Here is a 23998-nt window from a genome sequence, read left to right on the forward strand (position 1 = left end):
AAATGTATGCAGATTACTTATTTGTTAAAAGATTTATCAAAAGTTGCTGATAAAATTTTGTCAATAACTCCCAAAAAGACACTGCTTTTCTATGGTCCAATGGGTTCTGGCAAAACAACACTGATAAAGGAATTAGCAAAAAGAATTGGTGTAACAGACGTAATGAGCAGTCCAACCTTCTCAATTGTCAATGAATACCAATTAGATCAAGACAAGCTATTTCATTTTGATTGTTACCGAATCGCTTCCGATGAAGAAGCATTCGATTTCGGTATTGAGGAGTATTTAGACTCTGGACATTGGAACTTAATCGAATGGCCGGAAAAAATAAAGAATATTCTTCCTGAAGAAACAACATCATTAAATATCATTATAAATAATAACGGAAGTAGAACCTTAACAATAAATAATTAGCCAGTGAACTAAAAATTCTTACGATAACATATCTTACTTTCATATATCAATTATATTTGCCCCAAATAGCATAATTTTTTGACAGGATATCTATTATCCAAAAAAAACTACTAAAGATACGGACAATATAATTGCAATACTTGTGTTTTTTCGAGCTAGGTTTGTACTATTAACCTCACAAAAACAAACATTATGAAAGTAGCAAGAAACCTTATTATCGTAGCAATTTTTGGAATGGGATTATTTGCATCCTGCACTCCGGAGAACATTGAAGATGGACAAACAGAGCAACAAGTCGACAAAACACTTAAACCCCTACAAAACGGATAAAAAGTCCAATGTAAAAGGTGGAATAATTGTTTTATTAATTGCAATTGCACCAATATTATTTTATTCTTATAGAAGTTTTCCAGAGTCACAGACTTTGGAAACTTCTTTTTTTACGTTAAAAACTAGTTTTCCTAATTTTTACTCTTTCGCGTGGTATTTTACAGGAAAGTTTATACCATTATACCTATTGTTATTATGGTTTTTTACCTGTAAACATTGGTGGCATTGGATTATTTTAGTACCCATTGCCATGTATGCCTTTCAAATATGGGGGGTGTTGAACGAGAGTAATAACCTTGATGAATTAGAGTTAGTTTATTTATTCCCATTAATGATGGTCTTAATTCCTCTTGTTTATCTAATTCGGGCAAAACTCTTTAATGAAGTAAGGGGTAATGATCTTAAATCGTTTGAAGAAGATCTGTTAACTAAAAAGAGTTTTTGGCAGCAATTCAGAGATTTATTCCATTAAAATTTCACCTCAAGAATTAAGATTAAATATGTAACTTGGTGCGAACAACCAGTTGCCAATGTCTAAATCTCCATTTACCAAAGCACAATTACTTCCACAGGAAGAAACCCTTGAAATTACACGTCAAAAGGGAGAACTTTTTATTGGAATTCCAAAAGAAACGTATTTTCAGGAAAAACGGATTTGCCTTACACCAGATGCCGTTGCAGCTGTAGTTGCTAATGGACATAGAGTGCTAATGGAAAAAGGAGCGGGAATTGAAGCAGGATTTAGCGATAAAGACTATAGTGACGCTGGTGCTCAATTGTCGAGTGATACTGCAAAGGTATTTGGCTGCCCTATTATTTTAAAAGTAGAACCACCTACTATTGGGGAGCTTAAACTTATAAATCCGAAATCTATTTTAATTTCGGCACTTCAACTGAAAACTAGACAAAAAGTTTATTTCGAGACTTTAGCAAAAAAGAAAATTACGGCATTAGCTTTTGAGTTCTTAAAAGATGAGGATCATAGTTATCCTGCCGTTAAAGCTTTGAGTGAAATTGCCGGAACTGCTTCGGTTTTGATTGCTGCTGAGCTTATGGTAAATGCAAAAAAAGGCAACGGACTCTTGTTTGGAAATATTAGTGGTGTTCCTCCGGTTGAAGTAGTGGTTCTTGGCGCAGGAACCGTTGGAGAATTTGCTGCACGATCTGCCATTGGCCTTGGTGCTAACGTAAAAGTATTCGACAGTTCAATTACGAAATTGCGAAAACTTCAAAATAATCTAGGGAGAACCCTATACACCTCTACAGTTCAACCTAAAAACCTTATGAAAGCTCTGCGCCGTTGCGATGTTGCAATTGGAGCTGTAAGAGGAAATAATCGCTCTCCAATTATTGTTTCAAAAACCATGGTCGAAAACATGAAAAACGGGGCCGTAATTATTGATGTAAGTATCGATATGGGCGGATGTTTCGAAACCAGCGAAGTTACGTCACATGATCAGCCTACCATTATTAAAAATGGCGTGATACATTATGGAGTACCAAATATTCCAGCTCGATATCCAAAAACAGCATCAATTTCGATTAGTAACATTTTTACACCCTATTTATTAAATATGGCAGAATATGGGGGGCTGGAAAATGCGATTCGTTTTGATAGTGGTTTAAAAAATGGTTTGTATTTTTACCGCGGAATATTAACAAATAAAGCTGTTGGCGATTGGTACGATCTACCGCATAGTGATTTGAATCTACTCATCTTCTAAAGCTGCATTGAATATAACGTATTATACATATGAATTTTGCGCGTAGATTAGTCTTTTATATAGGTGGATTTATAATTGGACTTATTTTATTGTTCTTTTTTTTAGGGGGAAAGAAAACATCTTGTGATTATGGCCCTGAAGCTCGAACTTTAAAAAATATCCGTATAAAGCCCCGATATTTTTCTAATAATGTTTTGTCTAAATTGAAAGAGAAAGGATTGGATACGAGTTCAGTAACTGTTCTTCTCAAAAGCGGCGATGTTTTGTTTTCAGAAAGCAATACCGACCTTGATTCCTGTAAAATATATGTTATTCAGGGTGTCGCATTCAAAAGAAAGTGCAAGATGAAAGTCGAAAATTGTAATGATAAGGCAACTATTCTTGAATTACAAGTGAATTGACTAGAACGAAAAGTATTATGTCTTTAGACGGTTGGACAGTTTTTTAATACAGTACGATGGATATATTCCGTGTCTTTTATAAAATGCTTTTGAAAATGATTCAGCCCCTTTAAACCCACAATCAGCAGCAATTGCTTTTATGGAGTACTTTCTGAATACTGGGTTCTCGGTCAGTTCTTGCAAAGCATACTCCACTCTCAGGTCGTTAATATATTGTGGGAAATTTTTTTCTTTCTGCATATTGATCACTTTTGAAAGATATCTCGAGTTAGTTTTAAATATAGTTGCCATACTGTTCAAGGATGTCTTTTGGGATAAATATCCCTTTTTCATTTCATAATCAGTTAAACAAGATAAAATTGAATCGAAGATCTCTGAAGACATTTCAGGTGTTTTCACTATTCTTTTTTCATCTTTTAATGCTTCCCCTTTCGATGTTACTATTAGTCTCTCAAATTTCCTTTTATAAACGAGTTGCCGGTTAAAATAATAGCCAGTTGCTATTAAAAAGAGGATTACAGCACTACCCACCCACCATAATTTACTTTTTGATTTTTTGTTTTTAAGTTTTAATTCCGAGATAAGATTTTCTTTTTCTCTAATGAGATTAGGTGTTTCAAATTTTTTTATAAGATCAGGTTCGAAAAATTGATAGTTCTTTTTGAAAATACTATCAACAAATAGTAGCTTATTCCTGTAATGAATTTGCTTTTCAGTATGCCCAATCTTATCATAAAACTCCACTAAGGATTCAAATAATAATCTTTGATTCGGAAGAAATAACAATTTGTCCATTGAATCGAAAATTGAATCTGCTTTATTTAAATTTTCAATTCCTTCAACCTTTTTACCTAATTTTAATAAAGATAGTCCTTTGAATAAATATACATTCAAATAAGATTGATTTGAAATATTCCCTTTTTGAGCTTTAATGAGTTCATCCGCTTCATCGATAGATTTTTTATATTTCTTTAGATTATAATCATTTTCAATTGATAATTCTAAAAATAAATAATAATAAAAATCACTTTCATTAGTATAACCTACATAACTCTCTGCCGTATTAATCCCACGATTGATATAAAATTCCGCTGAATCCATTTTTTTTAGATTAATATAACAAAACGCAAAATTAAGTATTGATGACAACTCATTCTCCAAATGTATCTCCTTCAAATAACCATAAGCGCCTTCACGAGTTGAGCTCTTCACGTCTCTTAAATACTCCTTATCATTCATTAACTTATGCCGTAATCTTTGAAGATTCAAAGCTTCTAATTTATTTCCCCAAATTGCTTTATGTTTTATTAATAAATCTAATAAATAAATCTGTTGGGACATATTATCCCGTTCAATTGCTATGTCATAAGCGGTTATAGCATTTTCAGTAGCGAATATCAATTTACCTAAACCTTGATACTCATAACTTTTTAGAATATATCCTAATCCTGGATACGTAATATTATCAAGATCTTTAGTAAGTTCAATTATACTATCTGCGAATTGAATATTTTTTTCTGGATGGAAAATTCTGGCAAGTCGATCATAGCCTCTAGCCATTTTTATCGTGTCATGTTTTTGTCTCGCCCTATTTAAGTAGGTCCTTGCAACCACCTCGGCCTTTAATGAATCGATTACAACTTCATTAAAGAGGGTTAACAATTCTTCATCATCAAGGGTTTTTAAATGGGAAGGAGATAAATCCTGGGCATTTATAAACTGACACACTAGAATGCATAAAACGGATAAACAAAATTTCATAAAAAAGATTATGACCTAAAACTAACAAAAAAAAACTTCGCATTAAACTAATATGGAGTTGTAGATAAAAACTTACCTATTCTAGACTTTAATTCCCTTGTTAACAGAATTTAGAGTCATTTTTAAGAAGTCGAAATTCTTGAATGGCGACCGCTTTATTCAAGAATAACGAGGTGTTAGCCTTGCAAGCCTCCTATAATCATAGCATCTTTGAGCTATAGATTTGTAAAAGAAAAGCAACGACAGAGACTTTCTTAACTATTATTAACTGGGGAGTTGATGTACACGAAAGTCTTTTAGTTGCTTATTTTTTTGAATCGATTTAGCTTCTAATGAGTAGAAAATTACTAAATCCCTCTTCGAGCTTTTTCTTTCTTTAATAGTGTAAGCTCTCTACTTGTCTGTCCTGCCACAGATGTATTTTCTTCAGCACGTCTTATAAGATATGGCATCACATCTTTTACAGGTCCAAATGGGATATACTTGGCAACATTATAGCCTTCAGTTGCTAAATTGTAGCTAATATGATCACTCATGCCGTATAGCTGGCCAAACCAAACTCTGGCATCATTTTTAGCAATTCCCTTGTCACTCAAAGCATCCAGAGCTAGATAACTGCTCGCCTCATTATGAGTACCTAAAAATAATGAGATGTCATCCAGATTATCCAGTATATACGTCATCACTGCGTTAAAATTATCATCGGTAGCTTGTTTGCTTTCACAGATTGGGGAACTATAACCCTTGTCCTCTGCCCTATCGTTTTCCTTTTCCATATAAGCCCCTCTCACTACTTTGAACCCAAGTTTGTACCCTTTAGATTTAGCTTTTTGATGTTGATCCTTCAAATAATCAAGACGATCCCAACGATAACACTGTAGCGTATTAAATACAATAGGAGTATCCTTATTATACTTTTCCATCATTAGCTCACAAAGATTATCGGCGGCATTTTGCATCCATGATTCTTCTCCATCAATTAATAAGGATATATTACAACCATGTGCAACATTACATACTTTGTCGTATCTCTTAACTATTCGCTCCCATTCCTCATTTTCAGATTGCGAAAGTGACTCATTCTCGGTTATCTTTTGCCAAATCTTGAAGCGACCAAATCCTGTTGGTTTAAACACTGAAAATGGCATTGCCGATTTATTTTCAGCAAAACGGGTAAGTTCAATTACCTTTTCAAGAGTAGCATCAAATTGTTTTTCATCTTCTTTCCCTTCCACAGAATAATCCAAAACAGAATGCACATCAGCTCCTAATAGATTATCCACTACGGGAAGGCAATCTTCTTCACTAATTCCGCCGCAAAAATGATCAAATACAGTTGAACGTATCAATCCTTCTACCGGCAAATGCAGATTTAATGCAAATCTGGTGGCTGCTGTACCTATTTTTACCAGAGGCTCATGCGAAATCATTTTAAATAAAAAATATGCACGATCTAGTTCAGAATCACTTTTAAGCTTAAAAGCGACTTCTGTATTGTCAAAAAGAGTTTTTGATTTCATAAACTAAAAATAATGTTCACAAATATAGTTAGATTTGGCATTTAAATAAACAACAAATAACTTTCCATACAATGAAACAAGTTATCAAAGAACGCGGTTCGGTTTACGGCAATGAAAATTCCATTGATCTCCTTACCAATATACTTGAAACTCTTTCACCTACACGAATTTTTATACTTACAGATACAAATACTGCAAAGTATTGTTTACCCTATCTACTAAAGCGTGTAACATTACTCTCAAATGCAAAAACCCTGACTTTCCAAGAGGGAGAGGCTCATAAAACAATAGAAACTTGTTCTGAAATATGGAATTCATTATCACAAAATGGAGCAGATCGCAATAGTTTACTAATCAATCTAGGCGGCGGTGTTGTGACCGATCTTGGTGGGTTTGTTGCTTCTACCTTTAAAAGAGGTATTGAATTTATCAATATCCCGACCTCTCTATTAGCAATGGTCGATGCTTCAGTTGGAGGTAAAAACGGCGTAGACTTAGGAGTTTTGAAAAATCAGATAGGCGTCATACGAAATCCATATTGCGTTATTATCGATGTCGATTTCCTGAATAGCCTTCCGAAGCAACAAATCACTTCAGGATTTGCAGAAATGCTAAAACATGGTTTAATACATTCTGAAGATTATTGGACAAGGGTAAAGCGCTTTCCAATTGCAAACACTTCCGAAGCTAAAGAACTAATTTGGGAATCCATCGAAATAAAAAACAATGTGGTGGAACAAGATCCTGAAGAGAGAGGATTGCGAAAAACGCTTAATTATGGTCATACTTTAGGACATGCCATCGAATCTTATTTTCTTAAAAACCAAAACAAACAAGCTTTATTGCACGGAGAAGCAATAGCTGTAGGAATGGTACTCACTACCTTTATTTCTTCAGAATTGTCAGCATTTCCATCTACTAAACTTAAAGAAATAACCGAGGTTATATTAGCACATTTTCCGAAGCAGGAATTCTCAAAAAACGACATAGAGGAGATCATTAAATTGCTCATTTATGATAAAAAAAACCGAAATGGGAAGGTGCTTTTTGTATTGTTAAAGGGTTACGGAGACCATATAACTGACTGCGAAGTGCCTAATGCCTTAATTCACAAGGCATTCGATTATTATAAAAACTTCGAAAAAAATATTTAGTTTTTATTTGACCTTCTAATTTTTTAAGTAGATTTATCCCAACTAATCACAGAAAAGCTCCCAAAGCCATGAAACGTATTATTGTAGATTTTAAAAAACTTACTCCAGAAATCCTATCCTTACTCGTCGAGAAGTATCCTGACGGCTATGATGATGACAATGTTATTACTTTTAAAAACGCCAAAAACGAAACTGTAGAAGCTGTAGAAGTAAAAACCGAAGACACTATTTATTTGGTAAAAGTAAGTTCCCGACTAGAAACAAGTATGGCCAACTTTGATGAAGATGACTATGACGATACCGATTTTCAAGAACCAATCACTGATCTACCGGATAAGAAAAAGTTCGAAGAAGAAGAGGAAGAGGAAGATGAGGAAGATCATGATGATCATGATGATGAAATAAGAAAAGAAAGAAATGATGACCGTGATGGTGAAGAATAGCATCTTTAAAACGATGAATAAAAAAAGAGACAAATAATGTCTCTTTTTTTATTCTATTCTACTCCAATGAAATATTATGAATCTAAAATAGTAGTTGATTTTACTCAACTCACTATAAATATCGTTCCTCTATAACGCCTCTATGGTGAATTTCATGTCCGCAGATTATAAATCCGATTGCTCTTACTGAGAGTAGATTATTATTTGCCTTCCCTCCTTTTCTCAAATCTTGATCGGTTAAGCTTTTGAAGAAAGTTAAAGTTGCTTCCCTAACACTCTTATACTCGTGCAACAAATCCTTTAAATCACGTGAGTTTGCGTTGCAATTGGCTCCAAAAATATTTTCGTCGAATCCTTCAATCGAACTGTTTTCATTTCGTGCAAAGTAAAGCGCGCGATAACAAAACACCCGTTCTGTATCGATAAGATGTAGTAAAATTTCTTTTGGAGTCCATTTACCTGCGTCATACTGGTAATGGAGCTTTGATGCTGGAATTGAATTAAAAAATTGATGAGTTTGTTCACTTCCAAGCTGTAATGCCTCAATTAAAGGAAGCTTAGACACCAAATTGATATATTGTTTATAATAGGGAAAATATTCTGTGTCTTTTATTTCAGTTGACCGCATGTCGTTATAATTTAATATAAAAGTATAAAAAAACCCTTCAGTATTCCTAAAGGGTTTTAAAACAGTATTTTTTATTCTAAATCTCCTTAAATATAGAGTGCATCAATCTTGTCTTGTCGTTGATACTTTCCTCGAGAGAAATCATTGTTTCAGTTCTGGTTACGCCTTCAATATCATCTATATCGTAGATAATATCTTTGGCATGTCCCGTATCTCTTGCTCTAATCTTACAGAAAATATTAAATTTCCCAGTAGTGACGTGAGCTACAGTTACGTGTGGTATTTCGATTAATCGTTCCAAAACAAACTGTGTTTGAGACGTTTTATGAAGAAATACTCCCACGTATGCAATGAAGGAATATCCTAATTTGTTATAATCCAATTTTAATGAAGAACCGGTGATGATGTTGGCTTCTTCCATTTTCTTTACTCTAACATGAACCGTTCCAGCGGAGATTTGAAGTTTTTTTGCGATATCCGTAAAAGGAGTTCTAGTGTTCTCGATTAACATATCGAGGATTTGATGATCTGTGTCGTCTAACTTGAATTTTGCCATTATTGTGGTAACATTTGTTTGTACGGTAAAAATAATATGAAATAACTAATAAAAAATCATTTTAACGGAAAAATAACGAAAGAAGTATCACTTTCTTTAACAATTGTAGTGACATTTTGTCCAAGATCAATATTTTTATGTGAATTTATTAAAATACGCTCACCTTTTAAATCAATCTCTTTGTGACCTTTAAGTGAAGTATTTACTGTTTTACCTTCAATCACAGCATGAAACTTAATCTTATTTTTCTCCAGCACTTCGGAAAAATGAATAACAATATCTACGGGCTTCCCATTCTCTACTAGACCAACGTTTCGAAGAATCAAATCTCTGAAATTATCTTCGTTTTGAGGTATTTTGAAGTAATCTTTATAGTCAATTTCGTCTTCTGAAGCGTTTGTAATCCCAAATAACTCCAAATAAGCATAAAAAATAAATTCCCTTGTAACTTCCCTATTGTAGTCGTTTTCATAATGTCCAGCTTCAAAAAGGATGGTGGGGACATTTAGCATTTGGAAGGTGTCACCAATGCAATTTTGATTAAAGCCATCGTCATATCGTCCTATTTGCTTCGGAATTAATCGCTGTAATCGTTGATTCATTCTAACAATATGCTCCATTGCCGTTACTCTAGAAGCTGTCACTGATCTTTCTGCATCGGCTGAAGGCGCTAAGAATGAAACCGTGGCCGATTTTCCTGTATCGACACCATATATTGAACGCTGATCATGTAGATTGAGACAAATATCAGGCTTTATTTCTTCGAACACCTTCCTTATTACCTTACTCTCTTTCTGACTTAAATCCTTAGCGTCTCTGTTAAGATCAATTTTGTTTGAATTAACACGAGTGTATAATTTTGCCCCGTCCGGGTTTAAAATTGGAATTATGAAGAAGGTGTATTCATTTAAAAATGCCTGAATCTCTTTCTGAAAAAATTCTTTTTGATCTATAAACTTCAAAAAATCAAAAATTGCCTTAGTGGTTGTACTTTCATTTCCGTGCATTTGTGACCAACCCAAAACTCTTTTTTTTCCATTCCCTATTTTAATAAGTGGAATATTTTTTCCCAATTCCGAAGTTCCTGCAACAGAAATCTCAAACGAATTTTTGTAAGAATCCAGGATAGGAAGTATGTGATTCAGGGTAATATATCTACCACTTATTCTTGCTTCAAAATAGGTGGTATACCAGCTTACAATATTCATAGTTAGAATGTCTTGTGACAAAGGTAAACATTGCTTTGTTTACAAATGTAAACAAGAGATATGTCACATTTTGTGTGGTATTGTAAACAAAACGAAGCACTTTGGATCTAGGCTATTTATATTTTTTAACTAAATTATAAAAATATGATTTAATTATATTATTTTCAGCATTTTAACTAACTCAATATAAAGTTATAATTTAAAAATAATTGATACTTTGGAAAGAAATAATTGTACTTCAGGAAGTAATAATTTACATTTGTAACCGTTATCCTTAAAACAACCGTTTACAATGGTAAACACTTCAGATTTTTCAAAAAGACTGCAAAAGGTACTCGATTTTTACGGGGTATCTGCTACTGCTTTTTCGGAAGAAATTGACTTTAATCGTTCTACGATTTCCCACCTCCTTTCTGGCAGAAATAAGCCTAGTTTAGAATTCGTAATGAAGGTGCTTCAGAAATATCCCGAGGTAGAATTATATTGGTTGCTAAATGGCAAAGGCAGTTTCCCTTCAGAAAAAAAAATCACTTCTGCCCCACTTCAGAAATTAGATAAAAAAGAAATTATCGATATACCATCTAATTTTTCCGAAGTAAAAACAACGACTTCCGAAAAACAAATAGAGCGAATCGTAGTTTTCTACAGAGATGGAAGCTTTAAAGCGTACGAAAACTAATTAGTTTCACGAAAATTTCAGAAATTTGTATAAAAATTTTCTATGCGATTTCCCCTTATCCTTTTACTAATTTTATCTCTAAGTAGCTGTTATAACGCAGAACGAAGCTGTGATGACTTTCGTACCGGCAGCTTCGAGTTTGAAACTATGGTAGGAACAGAGATTCAAACAACCACATTTGTACGAAAAGATTCCATAGAAATTGATTATTTTAGAGGGAAAGCGGACACTTCTTATGTTCGATGGATTAATGATTGTGAGTGGATTTCTGTAAAGAAGAATCCTGTTAACATGGCGGAGGAACAGGCCATTCACTTCAAAATACTGAGTACAACTGGTGATAGTTATGACTTTCAGTACAAAAAAGTGATTAAAAAAGAAAATGAGAAAATGACCGTGTTTCGTGGAACAGCCAGGAAAACAACAGATAATTTCGAATAAGTTTTAATAAAATACAAATTTACGAGCACCTATGTTTGAAATTTTAACCTCACCTGACGCCTTAGTTGCACTTTTGACCCTTACTTTTTTAGAAATTATTCTAGGGATCGACAATATTATCTTTATTTCATTGGCGGCAAGTAAACTTCCGGCACAACATCAGAAAAAAGCTATAAATATAGGGCTGTTCCTGGCAATGCTTATCCGTATTATTTTGCTGTTCGGTATTTCGTGGTTAGTCGCGATGGAAGCACCATTTTGGATTATAGATCTTTCCTGGATGAGCGCAGGGATTAGCGGACAAGGAATTATATTGTTTTTAGGAGGTATCTTTTTGTTATATAAAAGTACGAGTGAAATTCATGAAAAAGTAGAAGATAAAGGTCATGACGAAAGAGAAGTGATCAAAAAACGATCTACTACTCTTACCCAAGCGGTTATTCAAATATGCCTGATCAATATTGTCTTCTCTTTCGATTCCATACTCACAGCTGTGGGAATGACGAATGGCATAGGAAACACCCCTACAGACGCTTTAATTATCATGATCATTGCTGTAATGATTTCTGTAATTATAATGATGATTTTTGCAGCACCAGTAGGTCGATTTGTTAATGAACATCCAACAGTACAACTGCTCGGATTGGCTTTTTTAATATTAATAGGTTTTATGTTAATTACAGAAGCCGCACATTTAGTACATTTAGAGGTATTTGGATCTGAAATAGGAGCCATTCCTAAAGGTTATTTGTACTTTACCATTGCATTTTCACTATTTATTGAATTTATCAACATGCGATACCGAAAACGAACCTCATCAATTGTCACTACAAGACCAAAGGATGAAGAATAACACTAACTAAAAGAATATTACAGATGCACGACTTTAAAACCAACTGGACCCGCCAAGAATTAAGCGCATATCTCTTATTGTATTGCGCTCATGCCGATTTTATTGAATCTGAAAAAGAAGTAGAGTTAATACGATCAAAAGTGGATAAGGAGCATTATAAATCAATACACGAAGAATTCGAGATTGATAATGATTACCAAAGTATTCAGAAAATTGAAGCCGCTATCGATCGTTTAGGTTATAATAAGGAACAGATTCATGATCTTGTTGAAGAAATGAAAATGCTTTTTCATGTTGATGGAGAATATGACGCAGCAGAAAATGCGCTATTTACTGGGCTTAAACATCTGTTAGAAGGAAAAGAGTGATAATAAAATAGCTCAAGCCACCCATACCCTGATGACTCATTGATCGCAAGATGAATTAATTCTTTTTAGAGAGAATTTTGTTCTGCTCTTCCATTAATTTTTCAATATTTGAAAGAAGTTCAATGTTTTTAGGTGTCTCCACCGTTTTATTCTTTGGATCTTCTGCTTTTTTCTTAAACCGATTGATAAACTTTATAACGATAAAAATAGTAAATGCTATGATTATGAAATCAATCAAAGCTTCAAATAAGGCACCATAACCTATTGCAACTTCTTCCATTCCTTCGGAAGCTTCTCGTAAAACATAGGTTCGGTTGGCGAGATTCACATCATCCGTTAGCAATGACAAAGGGGGCATTACTACCTTCTTTACGATAGTATTGACGACATTATTAAAGGCAGTACCAATGATGATACCTACCGCCATATCGATCATATTACCTTTTACAGCAAAATCCTTAAACTCTCTAATAAAACTCTTCATATCATCTTAAAACAATAAGGTTTGACCTTCATCATCTGTTGGTGGCTCCTCTTCGTTACTTTTTTTATTTTCTTCGGAAGTAGGTTTTGATCCGTTTTCATTTTCTGAAGCATCATCAGCACCCACCGCTTCTTCATCTATTACTTCTATTTCTTCAGGCACCACAGGCTCTGGAGCTTCATAAGGCAATGGCGCTAAGGCGTTAATCTCTAAAACTTTATCCTTTGTTAACTGATTTCCCATTGCAGATATACCCTTAATAGAAATAAATTCTTCGAGATCAACTTCCATGTTTTCTTGTCGGTCTTTTCCTCTGTTTTTAGCGAAGACAATTTCGGCAACCGGGCGGTAATCAGTGAATAAGCGTTCCAGGTATGATTTTGGGTGTTCGGTAATAATAAATTCTTCTTTGTCAGGATGTTCAATTATAAATCGCTTCACATAGAACAGCTCTTTTTCACCTTCCCAATAAACCGCAGTTATGGGCTTTTTAGGCTCCCATTTTTCCAAAACAATCATATCGTCATCAAATCGCAAGGTAAGCTCCGGAATTAGCGTTTTCATTACACCCTTCTGATTGACAATCAACAACCTATCCTCTTTTCTGAATTCGCCCAACAATTCACCTCTTTCGTCAACATTGAGACGCTGCACGGTGTCATCGAACCATATTTTACGTGGTTTTAAAGTAGAAAGTCCTTTTTCCTTGAGTTCAATTCGCTTTACCGAATACTTCGTAACGATATTCCCTTTAGAATTTCGACCTTTTACCAACTGATCGGCAAAATCAAGATCGAATTTCAATTTCTTTATACTTCCACTTTGACGTAGCAACACAGTCACCACTTCTGCTTCGCCATTCGGGTTAGCCGTAAAGTACAATGCACTGGACCCTTTGCTACCATTGGTAAGATCGTATTCTTTATCGCGGGTTGTACCCGTTACATTGAAACGCTTCACATAAGTTGGCCCTTTTGGACCATCCTTATAAATCATATTGTAAATAGTCCTTTTGTCTTTTTTCTTAAAGACAGCTACATGAAGTATTCCCTTACCGATAAAGGTCTTGGCATCAACTTTAGTCACCATCATAACCCCGCTTTCAGTAAATACAATGATGTCATCAATATCACTGCAATCGGTTACATATTCATCACGTTTTAGACTGGTTCCTACAAATCCTTCTTCTCGATTCACATATAACTTAGTATTTCGAATCACCACTTTGGTAGCTTCTATATCATCGAACACCCTGATTTCAGTTTTACGCTCTTTTCCATCTCCATATTCTTTCTTCAATCGCTTGAAATGATCAATTGCGTATTCGATTAGGTTATTCAAGTGATGCTTCACCTGAACTATATTATCGTCCAGTGATTCAATACGTTGATTTGCTTTGTCTTTGTCAAATTTTGAAATTCTTTTAATACGTATTTCTGTAAGCCGAACGATATCATCTTCGGTAACAGCACGCTTCAAATGTTTTGTAAAAGGCTTTAAACCTATATCGATTGCTTTGATAACTCCCTCCCAAGTTTCTTCCTCTTCAATGTCGCGATAAATTCTGTTTTCAATAAATATACGTTCCAGAGAAGCATAATGCCATTGCTCTTCCAATTCGTGCAACTGTATCTCCAATTCACTTTTAAGTAGTGCAACCGTTCGATCTGTTGAGCGTCTCAACATTTCGGTCACACCAACAAAAAGTGGCTTGTTGTCCTCAATTACACAGCCTAATGGTGAAATAGACGTTTCACAATTGGTAAAGGCGTAAAGAGCATCTATGGTTTTATCTGGTGAAATGCCACTAGGAATATGAATAAGTATCTCTACATCGGCTGCAGTGTTATCCTCAATCTTTTTAATCTTGATCTTCCCTTTATCGTTCGCCTTCAGAATAGAATCTATCAATGACGACGTATTGCTTCCGAAGGGAATTTCATTAATAGCGAGTGTATTTTTATCATGTTGCACAATACGCGCCCGACTTCGGATTTTCCCACCACGTAAACCATCGTTATAATTTGTTGCATCCATGATTCCGCCCGTTGGGAAATCTGGCAATATTGTAAATCGCTTCCCCTGTAAATGCTTAATGGAAGCTTCTATCAGCTCAATAAAATTATGCGGAAGCACCTTGGTCGAAAGTCCAACTGCAATCCCCTCAGCCCCTTGTGCCAGAAGCATTGGAAACATCACAGGAAGATTAATCGGTTCTTTTCTACGACCGTCATAAGACGCTTGCCAACCCGTAATTTTCGGATTGTAAACTACATCTAACGCAAATTTTGAGAGTCGAGCTTCAATATATCTAGAAGCCGCTGCTCTATCGCCAGTTAGTATATTTCCCCAGTTTCCCTGAGTATCAATTAAAAGATCTTTCTGTCCAATCTGCACCATGGCATCAGCAATACTCGCATCCCCGTGAGGGTGATACTGCATGGTATGACCCACGATATTTGCTACTTTGTTATAACGACCATCATCAAGATCCTTTAACGAGTGCATAATACGTCTCTGCACCGGCTTAAAACCATCTTCTATTGCGGGCACAGCACGCTCTAATATTACGTAGCTGGCATAATCCAAAAACCAATCACGATACATTCCGGTGACCTTTGTAATGGTATCTCCCGATGTATCTTCATTGGCTCCTAAATAATCAGGGCCAGTTATTTCTTCTTCGTTGTTTGGATTTTCGTCCACAGTTTTTAATACTTTTTATAGTTTAGATTACTTCACAATGACAAATAAGCGATTCGAGTTGGTACCACTTAAGTCTAGTTGAATATTATTTAAGTTAACATTTTCAATTAACTTCAAATCAAAACAATTACCTTCCTCAATATAAAATTGAAATCTTAAAATGTCGGTTTCTGTATCGTTTAATTTAAGATTATATGCTTCTCCGGATATCAACTGAAAATAATCAAACCATATCGCCGCTTCATCTCCATTCTGAGAGAAATTAATTCCTAAAGGAATATCTAAAGCATCATTAAACAATTGAATATCTTCAAAATCATACGTTAATCCATCTCCAATTAAATTAAGACCATTCGCATCAACAATCTGAAAACTGGCAATTGGCTGAATTGGTTGAATAGAAGCGCACTCCTTTTTTTTAGAACAACTAAATGCTAAAAAACCAATTAAACTTATTATAATTCCTGTTTTGACAACTTTTACCATGACTACTCCTCCACTTTATCAACTTCAAATTTTAGATTATCAATGATAAATTTTTGCCGATCCGGAGTGTTCTTTCCCATATAGAAGGATAGTAATTCCTCGATACTCATTGACTTATCCAACATCACTGGATCCAATCGGATATCTTCGCCAATAAAATGCACAAATTCATCTGGAGAAATCTCACCAAGCCCTTTAAATCGGGTGATTTCAGGTTTTGGTTTTAGCTCTTCCATGGCATCTCTTCTCTCTTCTTCGGAATAACAGTAAATCGTTTTCTTCTTATTTCTAACTCTAAATAATGGCGTTTGAAGTATATACAAATGCCCCTCTTTAATCATTTCAGGAAAAAACTGAAGGAAAAAGGTAATCAATAGTAAGCGTATGTGCATCCCATCGACATCGGCATCCGTAGCGATTACGATATTATTGTATCGCAAATCCTCCATGCTTTCCTCAATATTCAACGCCGCCTGAAGCAGGTTAAATTCTTCATTTTCATAGACTATCTTCTTTGAAAGTCCGTAACTATTAAGTGGCTTCCCCTTTAAACTAAAAACCGCCTGTGTATTTACATCTCGGCTTTTTGTAATACTTCCACTTGCCGAGTCACCCTCGGTAATAAACAGTGTGGATTCCAGATTTCTTTCATTCTTTAAATCACCCAGGTGTACTCGGCAATCTCTTAACTTCTTATTATGAAGATTTGCTTTTTTAGCACGATCCTTCGCCAGCTTCCGAATTCCGGACAGTTCCTTTCGTTCTCGCTCTGCCTGCATGATCTTGCGTTGCAGACTTTCGGCTGTCGCAGGATTTTTATGCAGATAATTATCGAGGTAAGTTTTTAAAAAATCATTGATAAAAGTACGTACCGTTGGTAAGTCGCCTCCCATATCGGTAGAACCGAGTTTTGTTTTCGTCTGACTTTCAAAAATAGGCTCCATTACTTTTATGCTAATGGCCGAAATAACAGATTTACGAATATCACTGGCATCGTAATTTTTTCCGAAGAACTCACGGATCGTTTTCACCAAACTCTCTCTAAAAGCCGCTAAATGCGTTCCACCCTGAGTAGTATTTTGTCCGTTTACAAAACTGTGATACTCCTCACTATACTGCGTTTTACTGTGAGTAAGCGCCACTTCAATATCCTCACCTCTTAGATGAATAACTGGATAGAGCATATCGTCCTGAGAGGTATTATCTTCAAGAAGGTCTTTAAGTCCATTTTCTGAAAAGAATTTTTCACCGTTAAAATCTATAGTCAATCCCGGGTTGAGATACACATAGTTTTTAAGCATTTTTGAAACATACTCGGTGCGATACTTATAGTTTTTGAAGATTTCCTCATCCGGAATAAAAACTACCTTGGTTCCTTTTCTCTTTGTTGATTCTTCGACTGAAGAATCCGTTGTAATTACACCTTGGGAGAATTCGGCATATTTCATCTGATTATCGCGAACAGATTCAACCTTAAAAAAGGAAGATAATGCATTTACCGCCTTGGTTCCTACTCCATTTAATCCAACAGATTTTTTAAAAGCACGGCTATCGTATTTTCCACCCGTATTCATTTTGGAAACTACATCAACTACCTTCCCCAACGGAATTCCACGTCCGTAATCACGAACTTTTACCTCTTTATCTTTAATTCGGATTTCGATGGTCTTTCCGGCACCCATTACAAACTCATCGATACAGTTATCAAGTACTTCTTTTAATAAAATATAAATACCATCATCGGGCGAAGAACCATCACCTAACTTTCCAATATACATTCCCGGACGCATGCGAATATGCTCTTTCCAGTCCAGGGAGCGTATATTATCTTCTGTATAATTCGTTTCTGCCATAAAATAAAGGGTGTGGCACGAATATAAAATTATACTGTAAAACTTAAAACCCATTTCAGGGAAAGTAATTAACAATAAATAAAAGCCATTGTTAGTAAGATGAGTGCCAGAACTTTCATATCAAAAGCAGAATTTCAGCAAAAACTCAAAACTTAAAAATTCCATAAATAATTCCTACTAAATTGTTAAATGTTAACGTACCTAGATTGATTTGAAGTATTTTCAATTCATGAAAAAACTTACACTAGCCTTAGCAATTCTTCTTTCTTATTCTTCAATCAACGCGCAATCTAGCGTCAGCCCCTATGAATGGGACTGGGTAAAAGATGGGATTTGGCTTGGCGCCTCCCTAGGTGCAACTGCTTATGGTTTTACTTTGATACAAAATAAAGATGATTTAGGAACAGATGCCTCTGCATTACCAAACAAAGAAGACATTAGTGGCATTAATCGCTGGGCTGCCGGTAAGCACGATGAAGATGCAAGTAAATTAAGTGACATTCCATTTGCTTTAGCGTTTGCAACTCCATTTATTATGTTATTCGACGACGAAGCAAATGATCATACCGGTAAAATTGCAGGGATGTATATTGAAAGCTTAGCTACCACAGCCGGTCTTTTTACAATTGCAGCTGGATTAGTCGATAAATCCCGACCTTATGTATATGATGAAAGCGGCGATACCGATTTAGGAAGACGACTTAAAAACAACGGGCAACGTTCATTCTATTCTGGTCATGTCGCGGCAACAGCCACAGCTACATTTTTTGCCGTTAAAGTATACAGTGATTTTAATCCAGACTCTCCGGCTACACCATATCTATGGGCAGGAGCAGCTGTATTGCCGGCAACAGTAGGATATTTAAGAATTGAGGCAGGACAACACTTTCTAACTGATGTCTTAATAGGGTATGTTTTGGGATCTGCTACCGGATATTTTGTTCCGGAATTACATAAAACCAAAGGTGCTAAACTAGATGTCTATCCTAGCTCAGGAATGAGTTTTACTGGTGAAAATTATTCCGGGATGGCGCTAAGATATACGTTTTAGGCTTTAGGCTTTAGGCTTTAGGCGAAAATATTAGTTTTTAGTATTTTCAAATTGAAAATTATACATTAAATCGGAAGTGCATTACATCTCCGTCTTTTACAATGTATTCCTTTCCTTCAACTCCCATTTTCCCGGCTTCTTTGACCTTAGCCTCACTTCCGAAGCTTACATAGTCGTCATATTTTATCACCTCAGCGCGAATAAATCCTTTTTCGAAGTCAGTGTGTATTACACCTGCAGCTTGTGGGGCCGTTGCGCCTACTGGAATTGTCCAGGCACGGACTTCTTTTACACCAGCGGTGAAATAAGTTTGAAGATTTAATAATGAATAAGCTCCTCTAATTAACTTCGCAGATCCCGGCTCGGTAAGCCCCAGATCATCTAAGAACATTTGTCGTTCTTCAAATGTTTCTAACTCGGTAATATCTGCCTCGGTTCCTACTGCTAAAACAATAACTTCTGCATTTTCACCGGCGACAGCTTCTTTTACCTTATCAACATAAGCATTCCCATTCACAGCTCCCGCTTCATCTACATTACAAACATACATCACCGGCTTGTCTGTAATAAACTGCATTTGAATGATATAATCTTCTCTTTCAGAATCTAGTAACTCTATGGCTCTAACCGAGATACCAGCTTCCAATCCAACTTTTACTTTAACCAATGCAATTTCCTCTTTCTGTGCTTCTTTGTTTCCGGTTCTCGCAGCTCTTTTAACCTTTTCCAGTTTTTTATCGACTGTTTCAAGATCCTTCAGTTGTAGTTCAATGTCGATGGTTTCCTTATCTCTTATAGGATCCACGCTACCATCCACATGCACAATATTGTCATCGTCGAAGCATCGTAATACATGCAAAATAGCGTCTGTTTCGCGTATGTTTCCGAGGAACTGATTCCCTAAACCTTCACCTTTACTGGCGCCTTTAACAAGTCCGGCTATATCAACAATCTCTACGGTAGCCGGCAACACTCTTTCCGGATTCACCAATTCTTCCAACTTTAAAAGACGCGCATCGGGTACATTTACAACACCAATATTTGGTTCAATGGTACAAAAAGGGAAGTTTGCGCTTTGAGCTTTCGCATTCGACAAACAATTAAAAAGGGTGGATTTCCCAACATTTGGCAATCCTACTATACCTGCTTTCATAGAAATATCTGTTAAAATAGTCGTCCGAAATATAGTTTCGGATTATAAGGGTGCAAATATAAGTCTTCAATTAAACTTTTGGGGCTTTTTATGCAAATGGTTTTTAGATTTCAAAACCAATATTTTAACGTTTAGCAAATTCTTAACATATTGTGCAGTATCTTTACTCTAAATCAATAATAAACCTAATACGATGAAAACAATTACATGTTCAATTGCTGCGATCCTCTTTTCCGTTGGAGCTATTTATGCACAGGAAAACGTAGACGTAAAGAAAGAAACGACCACGAAAACAGTGGTAGTTAAAGACACTAATGTGGAAACCACGGTGATAAACGATGTTAATACTGAAGAAAGTATCATACAGGTTAATGATAACAATGCTGTTAATCAAGATGCTACTGTGGTAACTAAAAAGAATGTAACTTCAGAAATGGTTGAAGACAAGGTTACACCGAATGCTCCAAATGATGCTGACGTTAAAAGTTACACGAAAAAAGAGGTTATGAAAACCGATGCTGCGATTAAGGAGCAAAAAGCGGCGAATCAAGCTGGTATGAATCAGGATCAACAAGATGTACAGGATGCTGAGGATATGACAGCACCTAAAACTAATGTCAAAAAAGTAAAGAATGACAATTAAATAATGTTGTTCGATAAAAAAGACCGTTACGACTTAAATTGTAACGGTCTTTTTTGTTCAAACTAATTTTACTTAAAACTGTGCCTCTTCGGTAGAATCTTTCATCGCGACCGTTGATGCCTTTCCGGCGGTCACCACATTTTGAACAGCATCAAAGTATGTTGTTCCTACAAAAGTTTGGTGTTTCACAGCTCTAAATCCTTTTTCCTGCAAAGCGAATTCTCTTTCCTGTAATTCTGAATAGCCTGCCATTCCATATTCTTTATATGCCAATGACAACTCGAACATGCTTGTATTTAAAGCATGGAAACCTGCAAGGGTAATAAATTGAAACTTATACCCTAAAGCAGCGAGCTCTTCTCTAAATGTCATCATTTCCTTTCTCGACAATTTAGCCGCCCAATTAAATGAAGGAGAACAGTTATACGCAAGTAATTTTCCCGGAAATTGCGCATGGATAGCTTCAGCAAAAGCTTTTGCTTGTTCGATGCTTGGTGTGGAGGTCTCCATCCAAATTAGATCGGCATAAGGCGCATACGACAAACCTCTATCTATACCCTGAGTAATCCCATTGTTTACATGATAAAAGCCTTCCGAAGTACGTTCTCCAGTGATAAATTTGCGATCTCTTTCATCTACATCCGATGTTATTAAGTTGGCAGCATCGGCATCGGTGCGAGCGATAATCAAGGCTGGAACGCCCATTACATCGGCCGCCAACCTCGCTGCTACTAATTTATTAATAGCTTCCTGAGTCGGCACTAACACCTTTCCACCTAAATGCCCACATTTCTTTGCAGACGATAGTTGGTCTTCAAAATGAACTCCTGAAGCACCACTTTCTATCATGGCTTTCATCAATTCAAAGGCATTGAGATTTCCACCGAATCCAGCCTCTGCATCTGCTACAATAGGAACCAAATAGTCTTTTTTGTCATCAACCCCATTCACGGTCTGAATCTGGTCTGCTCTCAACAGCGCATTGTTGATACGTTTTACCACTAGTGGCACACTATTGACAGGGTACAACGACTGATCTGGATACATCTGTCCAGCTACATTCGCATCGGCCGCAACTTGCCAACCACTTAAATAAATGGCCTCAAGTCCCGCTTCCACTTCCTGAATGGCTTGATTTCCCGTAAGCGCTCCCAATCCAGCGACCCAATCCTGATTGTTTAATTTTTGCCATAGTTTTTCTGAACCTAATTTAGCTACCGAATGTTCAATTTTATAACTTCCTTGTAAACTCACAACTTCTTCTGCGGTATAAGGCCGTTCGACCCCTTTCCAGCGGGGATTAACTGTCCAATCTGTAATGAGTTCCTGAATTCTTTCTACTTTGTTCATGAGTAAAGGCGTTTTAAGTTATAATTATTTAAAAATTGACAATATTTATCTTCACTCCTTCTTCGGAATGGTTTTCAATTCAGAATAAATCTGAAGCTATTTATAGTTTAGTTTACCTATAGAAACTCATAGGCGTCGGTGGTTAGAAAGTCTTTGAATTCTTCTGAAACAACCAGATCTTCAAACAACTGAAGGGCTACTTCAAGATTTCCGTCCCGTATTTTATAAAGCGCTATATAGTCTTTTACAACTATCAGTTCACTTAGAAAAAGCTCATGGTATAGATCTATATTGAAAACTCTACCGTCTTCCAAAGTAACTTCATTGTGTAACCATTGCCATAACTGTGCTCTGCAGATTTCGGCAGTAGCAGCATCTTCCATTAAGTTATAAAGTGCAGCTGCACCATTTCCATTTAACCAGGAAAGAATATAGAGAACACCAACGTTGATGTTTATTCTGATTCCTTTTTCGGTTACTACTCCTTCCGGTTCCTCAAGTAAATCGGCTTCTGTGATGGTGAGCCCTTCTATTTGTTTATGAATCTGATTAGGTTCTGACATATACTCGTCGAAAATATCCTTTGCCAGAACAACAAGAGCAGGATGTGCCACCCAAGTACCGTCGTGTCCGTTTTTAACCTCTGCGAGTTTATCTCTTCTAACTTTTTCGAAAGCAGCCTCATTTGCTTCGTCATCACCTTTTATTGGAATTTGCGCAGCCATCCCGCCAATAGCGTGTATTCCTCTTCTATGACACACTTGAATTACTCTAAGCGAATATGCCTTCATGAATGGGGATTGCATGGTCACTTCTGCCCTATCAGGGATGTTGATATTATGCGCTTTTAATTTTTTGATATAGGAGAAAATGTAATCCCATCTTCCACAATTTAGCCCAACTATATGATCCTTTAATTCAAAAATAATCTCATCTAATTGGAAACTTGCTGTAATTGTTTCAACTAAAACAGTAGCTTTTATGGTTCCTACGGGAATTTCCATATAATCTTGTGCAAATTCGAAAACCTCATTCCACAGACGAGCCTCAAGATGATGCTCAAGTTTTGGCAGGTAAAAATAAGGTGCAGATCCATTTTCAATTAATCTTTTAGCATTGATAAAGAAGTACAACCCAAAATCAATTAAGGAAGCAGAGACCAATTCATTATTTACTAGCAAGTGTTTTTCTTCCAAATGCCACCCTCTCGGCCTTACTAATAAGGTGGCTGTTGTTGGGTTAAGCGTATAAATTTTATCTTTTAAGACGTTCTTTAAAGTGATTGTTCCATTCACCGCGTCGCGAAGATTAATTTGACCTTGCATTACATTCTCCCAGGTTGGAGATGTACTATCTTCCAAATCGGCCATAAAAGTGTTAGCTCCGGAATTTAATGCGTTAATAATCATCTTTCGATCAACCGGACCCGTTATCTCAACTCGTCTATCTTGTAGATCTGAAGGAGTACTTCCCGCCTTCCAATCCTTTTCACGAACACTTTTAGTCTCCGACAGAAATTTTGGTTTTTTGCCTGTATCAAACAATTGCTGCTCTACTACCCTTCTTTCAAGTAATTCCAAGCGTTGGTCGTTAAACTTTTCATGAAGTGCTGTAAGAAAATCAAGAGCTTCGTTCGTGAGAATTTCAGAATAATAGTTACTCACTTTATCGCTGAAACTTAATTTATGTTGATTTATTATGAAAGACATACTTCTATGCGTTTAAATTATTTTAGACAATATTAAAATAAAATATTTTACAAAACAAGCGAACGTTCGCTAATTTATAAAAA

The 23998-nt window shown here is 35.9% G+C and carries 24 protein-coding genes; 12 read left to right on the forward strand and 12 right to left on the reverse strand.

Annotated features, from left to right (window positions below; all coding sequences use genetic code 11):
* Positions 1-6 precede the first annotated feature (6 nt).
* The 4 genes from tsaE to BXY75_RS06530 all read left to right on the forward strand — a co-directional run bounded on the left by tsaE (position 7) and on the right by BXY75_RS06530 (position 2468).
* Complete coding sequence (gene tsaE / locus BXY75_RS06520; protein WP_121906909.1) at positions 7-414, forward strand: tRNA (adenosine(37)-N6)-threonylcarbamoyltransferase complex ATPase subunit type 1 TsaE; 408 nt, start codon at positions 7-9, stop codon at positions 412-414.
* Between the two features lie 192 nt (positions 415-606).
* Positions 607-744, forward strand: a complete 138-nt coding sequence (locus tag BXY75_RS17130; RefSeq protein WP_170152859.1) for a hypothetical protein — start codon at positions 607-609, stop codon at positions 742-744.
* A 94-nt stretch (positions 745-838) separates the two neighbouring features.
* The gene (locus BXY75_RS06525) at positions 839-1216 is read left to right on the forward strand and encodes a hypothetical protein (protein ID WP_147437242.1); all 378 of its coding nucleotides are present in this window, start codon (positions 839-841) and stop codon (positions 1214-1216) included.
* 58 nt (positions 1217-1274) lie between these two features.
* Positions 1275-2468, forward strand: coding sequence for an alanine dehydrogenase (locus BXY75_RS06530; RefSeq protein ID WP_121906911.1), 1194 nt, complete (start codon positions 1275-1277; stop codon positions 2466-2468).
* Between the two features lie 416 nt (positions 2469-2884).
* Here BXY75_RS06530 and BXY75_RS06540 read toward each other — a convergent pair whose 3' ends face one another.
* Together BXY75_RS06540 and BXY75_RS06545 are read right to left on the reverse strand one after the other, a co-directional pair.
* Positions 2885-4630, reverse strand: coding sequence for a helix-turn-helix domain-containing protein (locus BXY75_RS06540; RefSeq protein ID WP_121906913.1), 1746 nt, complete (start codon positions 4628-4630; stop codon positions 2885-2887).
* Positions 4631-4977: 347 nt separating this feature from the next.
* Positions 4978-6150, reverse strand: coding sequence for a proline dehydrogenase family protein (locus BXY75_RS06545; RefSeq protein ID WP_121906914.1), 1173 nt, complete (start codon positions 6148-6150; stop codon positions 4978-4980).
* 71 nt (positions 6151-6221) lie between these two features.
* Here BXY75_RS06545 and aroB point away from each other — a divergent pair, with 71 nt between their 5' ends.
* Entirely contained in the window at positions 6222-7304 is a 1083-nt protein-coding gene (gene aroB / locus BXY75_RS06550; RefSeq protein ID WP_121906915.1) for a 3-dehydroquinate synthase, read from the forward strand.
* 68 nt (positions 7305-7372) lie between these two features.
* The gene (locus BXY75_RS06555; protein WP_121906916.1) at positions 7373-7747 is read left to right on the forward strand and encodes a hypothetical protein; all 375 of its coding nucleotides are present in this window, start codon (positions 7373-7375) and stop codon (positions 7745-7747) included.
* 112 nt (positions 7748-7859) lie between these two features.
* Here BXY75_RS06555 and BXY75_RS06560 read toward each other — a convergent pair whose 3' ends face one another.
* The 3 genes from BXY75_RS06560 to BXY75_RS06570 form a co-directional block, all read right to left on the reverse strand.
* Complete coding sequence (locus BXY75_RS06560) at positions 7860-8375, reverse strand: DinB family protein (protein WP_121906917.1); 516 nt, start codon at positions 8373-8375, stop codon at positions 7860-7862.
* Between the two features lie 76 nt (positions 8376-8451).
* Entirely contained in the window at positions 8452-8931 is a 480-nt protein-coding gene (locus BXY75_RS06565; RefSeq protein WP_121906918.1) for an Lrp/AsnC family transcriptional regulator, read from the reverse strand.
* A 56-nt stretch (positions 8932-8987) separates the two neighbouring features.
* Positions 8988-10139 (reverse strand): M14 family metallopeptidase, encoded by a 1152-nt coding sequence (locus tag BXY75_RS06570; protein ID WP_121906919.1) that lies wholly within the window; start codon positions 10137-10139, stop codon positions 8988-8990.
* 292 nt (positions 10140-10431) lie between these two features.
* Here BXY75_RS06570 and BXY75_RS06575 point away from each other — a divergent pair, with 292 nt between their 5' ends.
* From BXY75_RS06575 to BXY75_RS06590, 4 genes are read left to right on the forward strand one after another with little or no spacing between them, the layout of a single operon-like run.
* Positions 10432-10818 carry a helix-turn-helix domain-containing protein gene (locus tag BXY75_RS06575; protein WP_121906920.1) on the forward strand — a complete coding sequence of 129 codons (387 nt, stop codon included), beginning with the start codon at positions 10432-10434 and terminating at the stop codon, positions 10816-10818.
* A gap of 42 nt (positions 10819-10860) precedes the next feature.
* Positions 10861-11259: a DNA topoisomerase IV gene (locus BXY75_RS06580; RefSeq protein ID WP_121906921.1), complete on the forward strand. Its 399-nt coding sequence runs from the start codon at positions 10861-10863 to the stop codon at positions 11257-11259.
* 31 nt (positions 11260-11290) lie between these two features.
* Positions 11291-12112, forward strand: coding sequence for a TerC family protein (locus BXY75_RS06585; protein ID WP_121906922.1), 822 nt, complete (start codon positions 11291-11293; stop codon positions 12110-12112).
* A gap of 23 nt (positions 12113-12135) precedes the next feature.
* Entirely contained in the window at positions 12136-12480 is a 345-nt protein-coding gene (locus tag BXY75_RS06590; RefSeq protein WP_121906923.1) for a hypothetical protein, read from the forward strand.
* Positions 12481-12535: 55 nt separating this feature from the next.
* Here BXY75_RS06590 and mscL read toward each other — a convergent pair whose 3' ends face one another.
* From mscL to BXY75_RS06610, 4 genes are read right to left on the reverse strand one after another with little or no spacing between them, the layout of a single operon-like run.
* Entirely contained in the window at positions 12536-12964 is a 429-nt protein-coding gene (gene mscL / locus BXY75_RS06595; protein WP_121906924.1) for a large-conductance mechanosensitive channel protein MscL, read from the reverse strand.
* Between the two features lie 6 nt (positions 12965-12970).
* On the reverse strand, positions 12971-15640 hold the full coding sequence (locus tag BXY75_RS06600) for a DNA gyrase/topoisomerase IV subunit A (RefSeq protein ID WP_245962949.1): 2670 nt from the start codon (positions 15638-15640) through the stop codon (positions 12971-12973).
* Between the two features lie 57 nt (positions 15641-15697).
* Complete coding sequence (locus BXY75_RS06605) at positions 15698-16156, reverse strand: hypothetical protein (RefSeq protein WP_121906926.1); 459 nt, start codon at positions 16154-16156, stop codon at positions 15698-15700.
* Positions 16157-16158: 2 nt separating this feature from the next.
* A complete protein-coding gene (locus BXY75_RS06610; RefSeq protein WP_121906927.1) occupies positions 16159-18009 on the reverse strand; it encodes a DNA topoisomerase IV subunit B in 1851 nt (616 codons plus the stop codon).
* A gap of 229 nt (positions 18010-18238) precedes the next feature.
* Between BXY75_RS06610 and BXY75_RS06615 the strand changes: the two genes are divergently transcribed.
* Entirely contained in the window at positions 18239-19060 is an 822-nt protein-coding gene (locus BXY75_RS06615) for a phosphatase PAP2 family protein (RefSeq protein ID WP_121906928.1), read from the forward strand.
* A 58-nt stretch (positions 19061-19118) separates the two neighbouring features.
* On the opposite strand, the gene ychF is transcribed toward BXY75_RS06615, so the two are convergent.
* Positions 19119-20213: a redox-regulated ATPase YchF gene (gene ychF / locus BXY75_RS06620; protein ID WP_121906929.1), complete on the reverse strand. Its 1095-nt coding sequence runs from the start codon at positions 20211-20213 to the stop codon at positions 19119-19121.
* Between the two features lie 193 nt (positions 20214-20406).
* Here ychF and BXY75_RS06625 point away from each other — a divergent pair, with 193 nt between their 5' ends.
* Positions 20407-20856, forward strand: coding sequence for a hypothetical protein (locus BXY75_RS06625; protein ID WP_121906930.1), 450 nt, complete (start codon positions 20407-20409; stop codon positions 20854-20856).
* Positions 20857-20928: 72 nt separating this feature from the next.
* Here the strand turns inward: BXY75_RS06625 and aceA are convergent, their stop codons facing one another.
* Both aceA and aceB read right to left on the reverse strand, forming a co-directional pair.
* Positions 20929-22206: an isocitrate lyase gene (gene aceA / locus BXY75_RS06630; protein ID WP_121906931.1), complete on the reverse strand. Its 1278-nt coding sequence runs from the start codon at positions 22204-22206 to the stop codon at positions 20929-20931.
* Between the two features lie 116 nt (positions 22207-22322).
* On the reverse strand, positions 22323-23915 hold the full coding sequence (gene aceB, locus BXY75_RS06635) for a malate synthase A (RefSeq protein WP_121906932.1): 1593 nt from the start codon (positions 23913-23915) through the stop codon (positions 22323-22325).
* Positions 23916-23998 lie beyond the last annotated feature (83 nt).

It is taken from the genome of Ulvibacter antarcticus, from assembly GCF_003688405.1.
GTDB lineage: Bacteria > Bacteroidota > Bacteroidia > Flavobacteriales > Flavobacteriaceae > Ulvibacter > Ulvibacter antarcticus.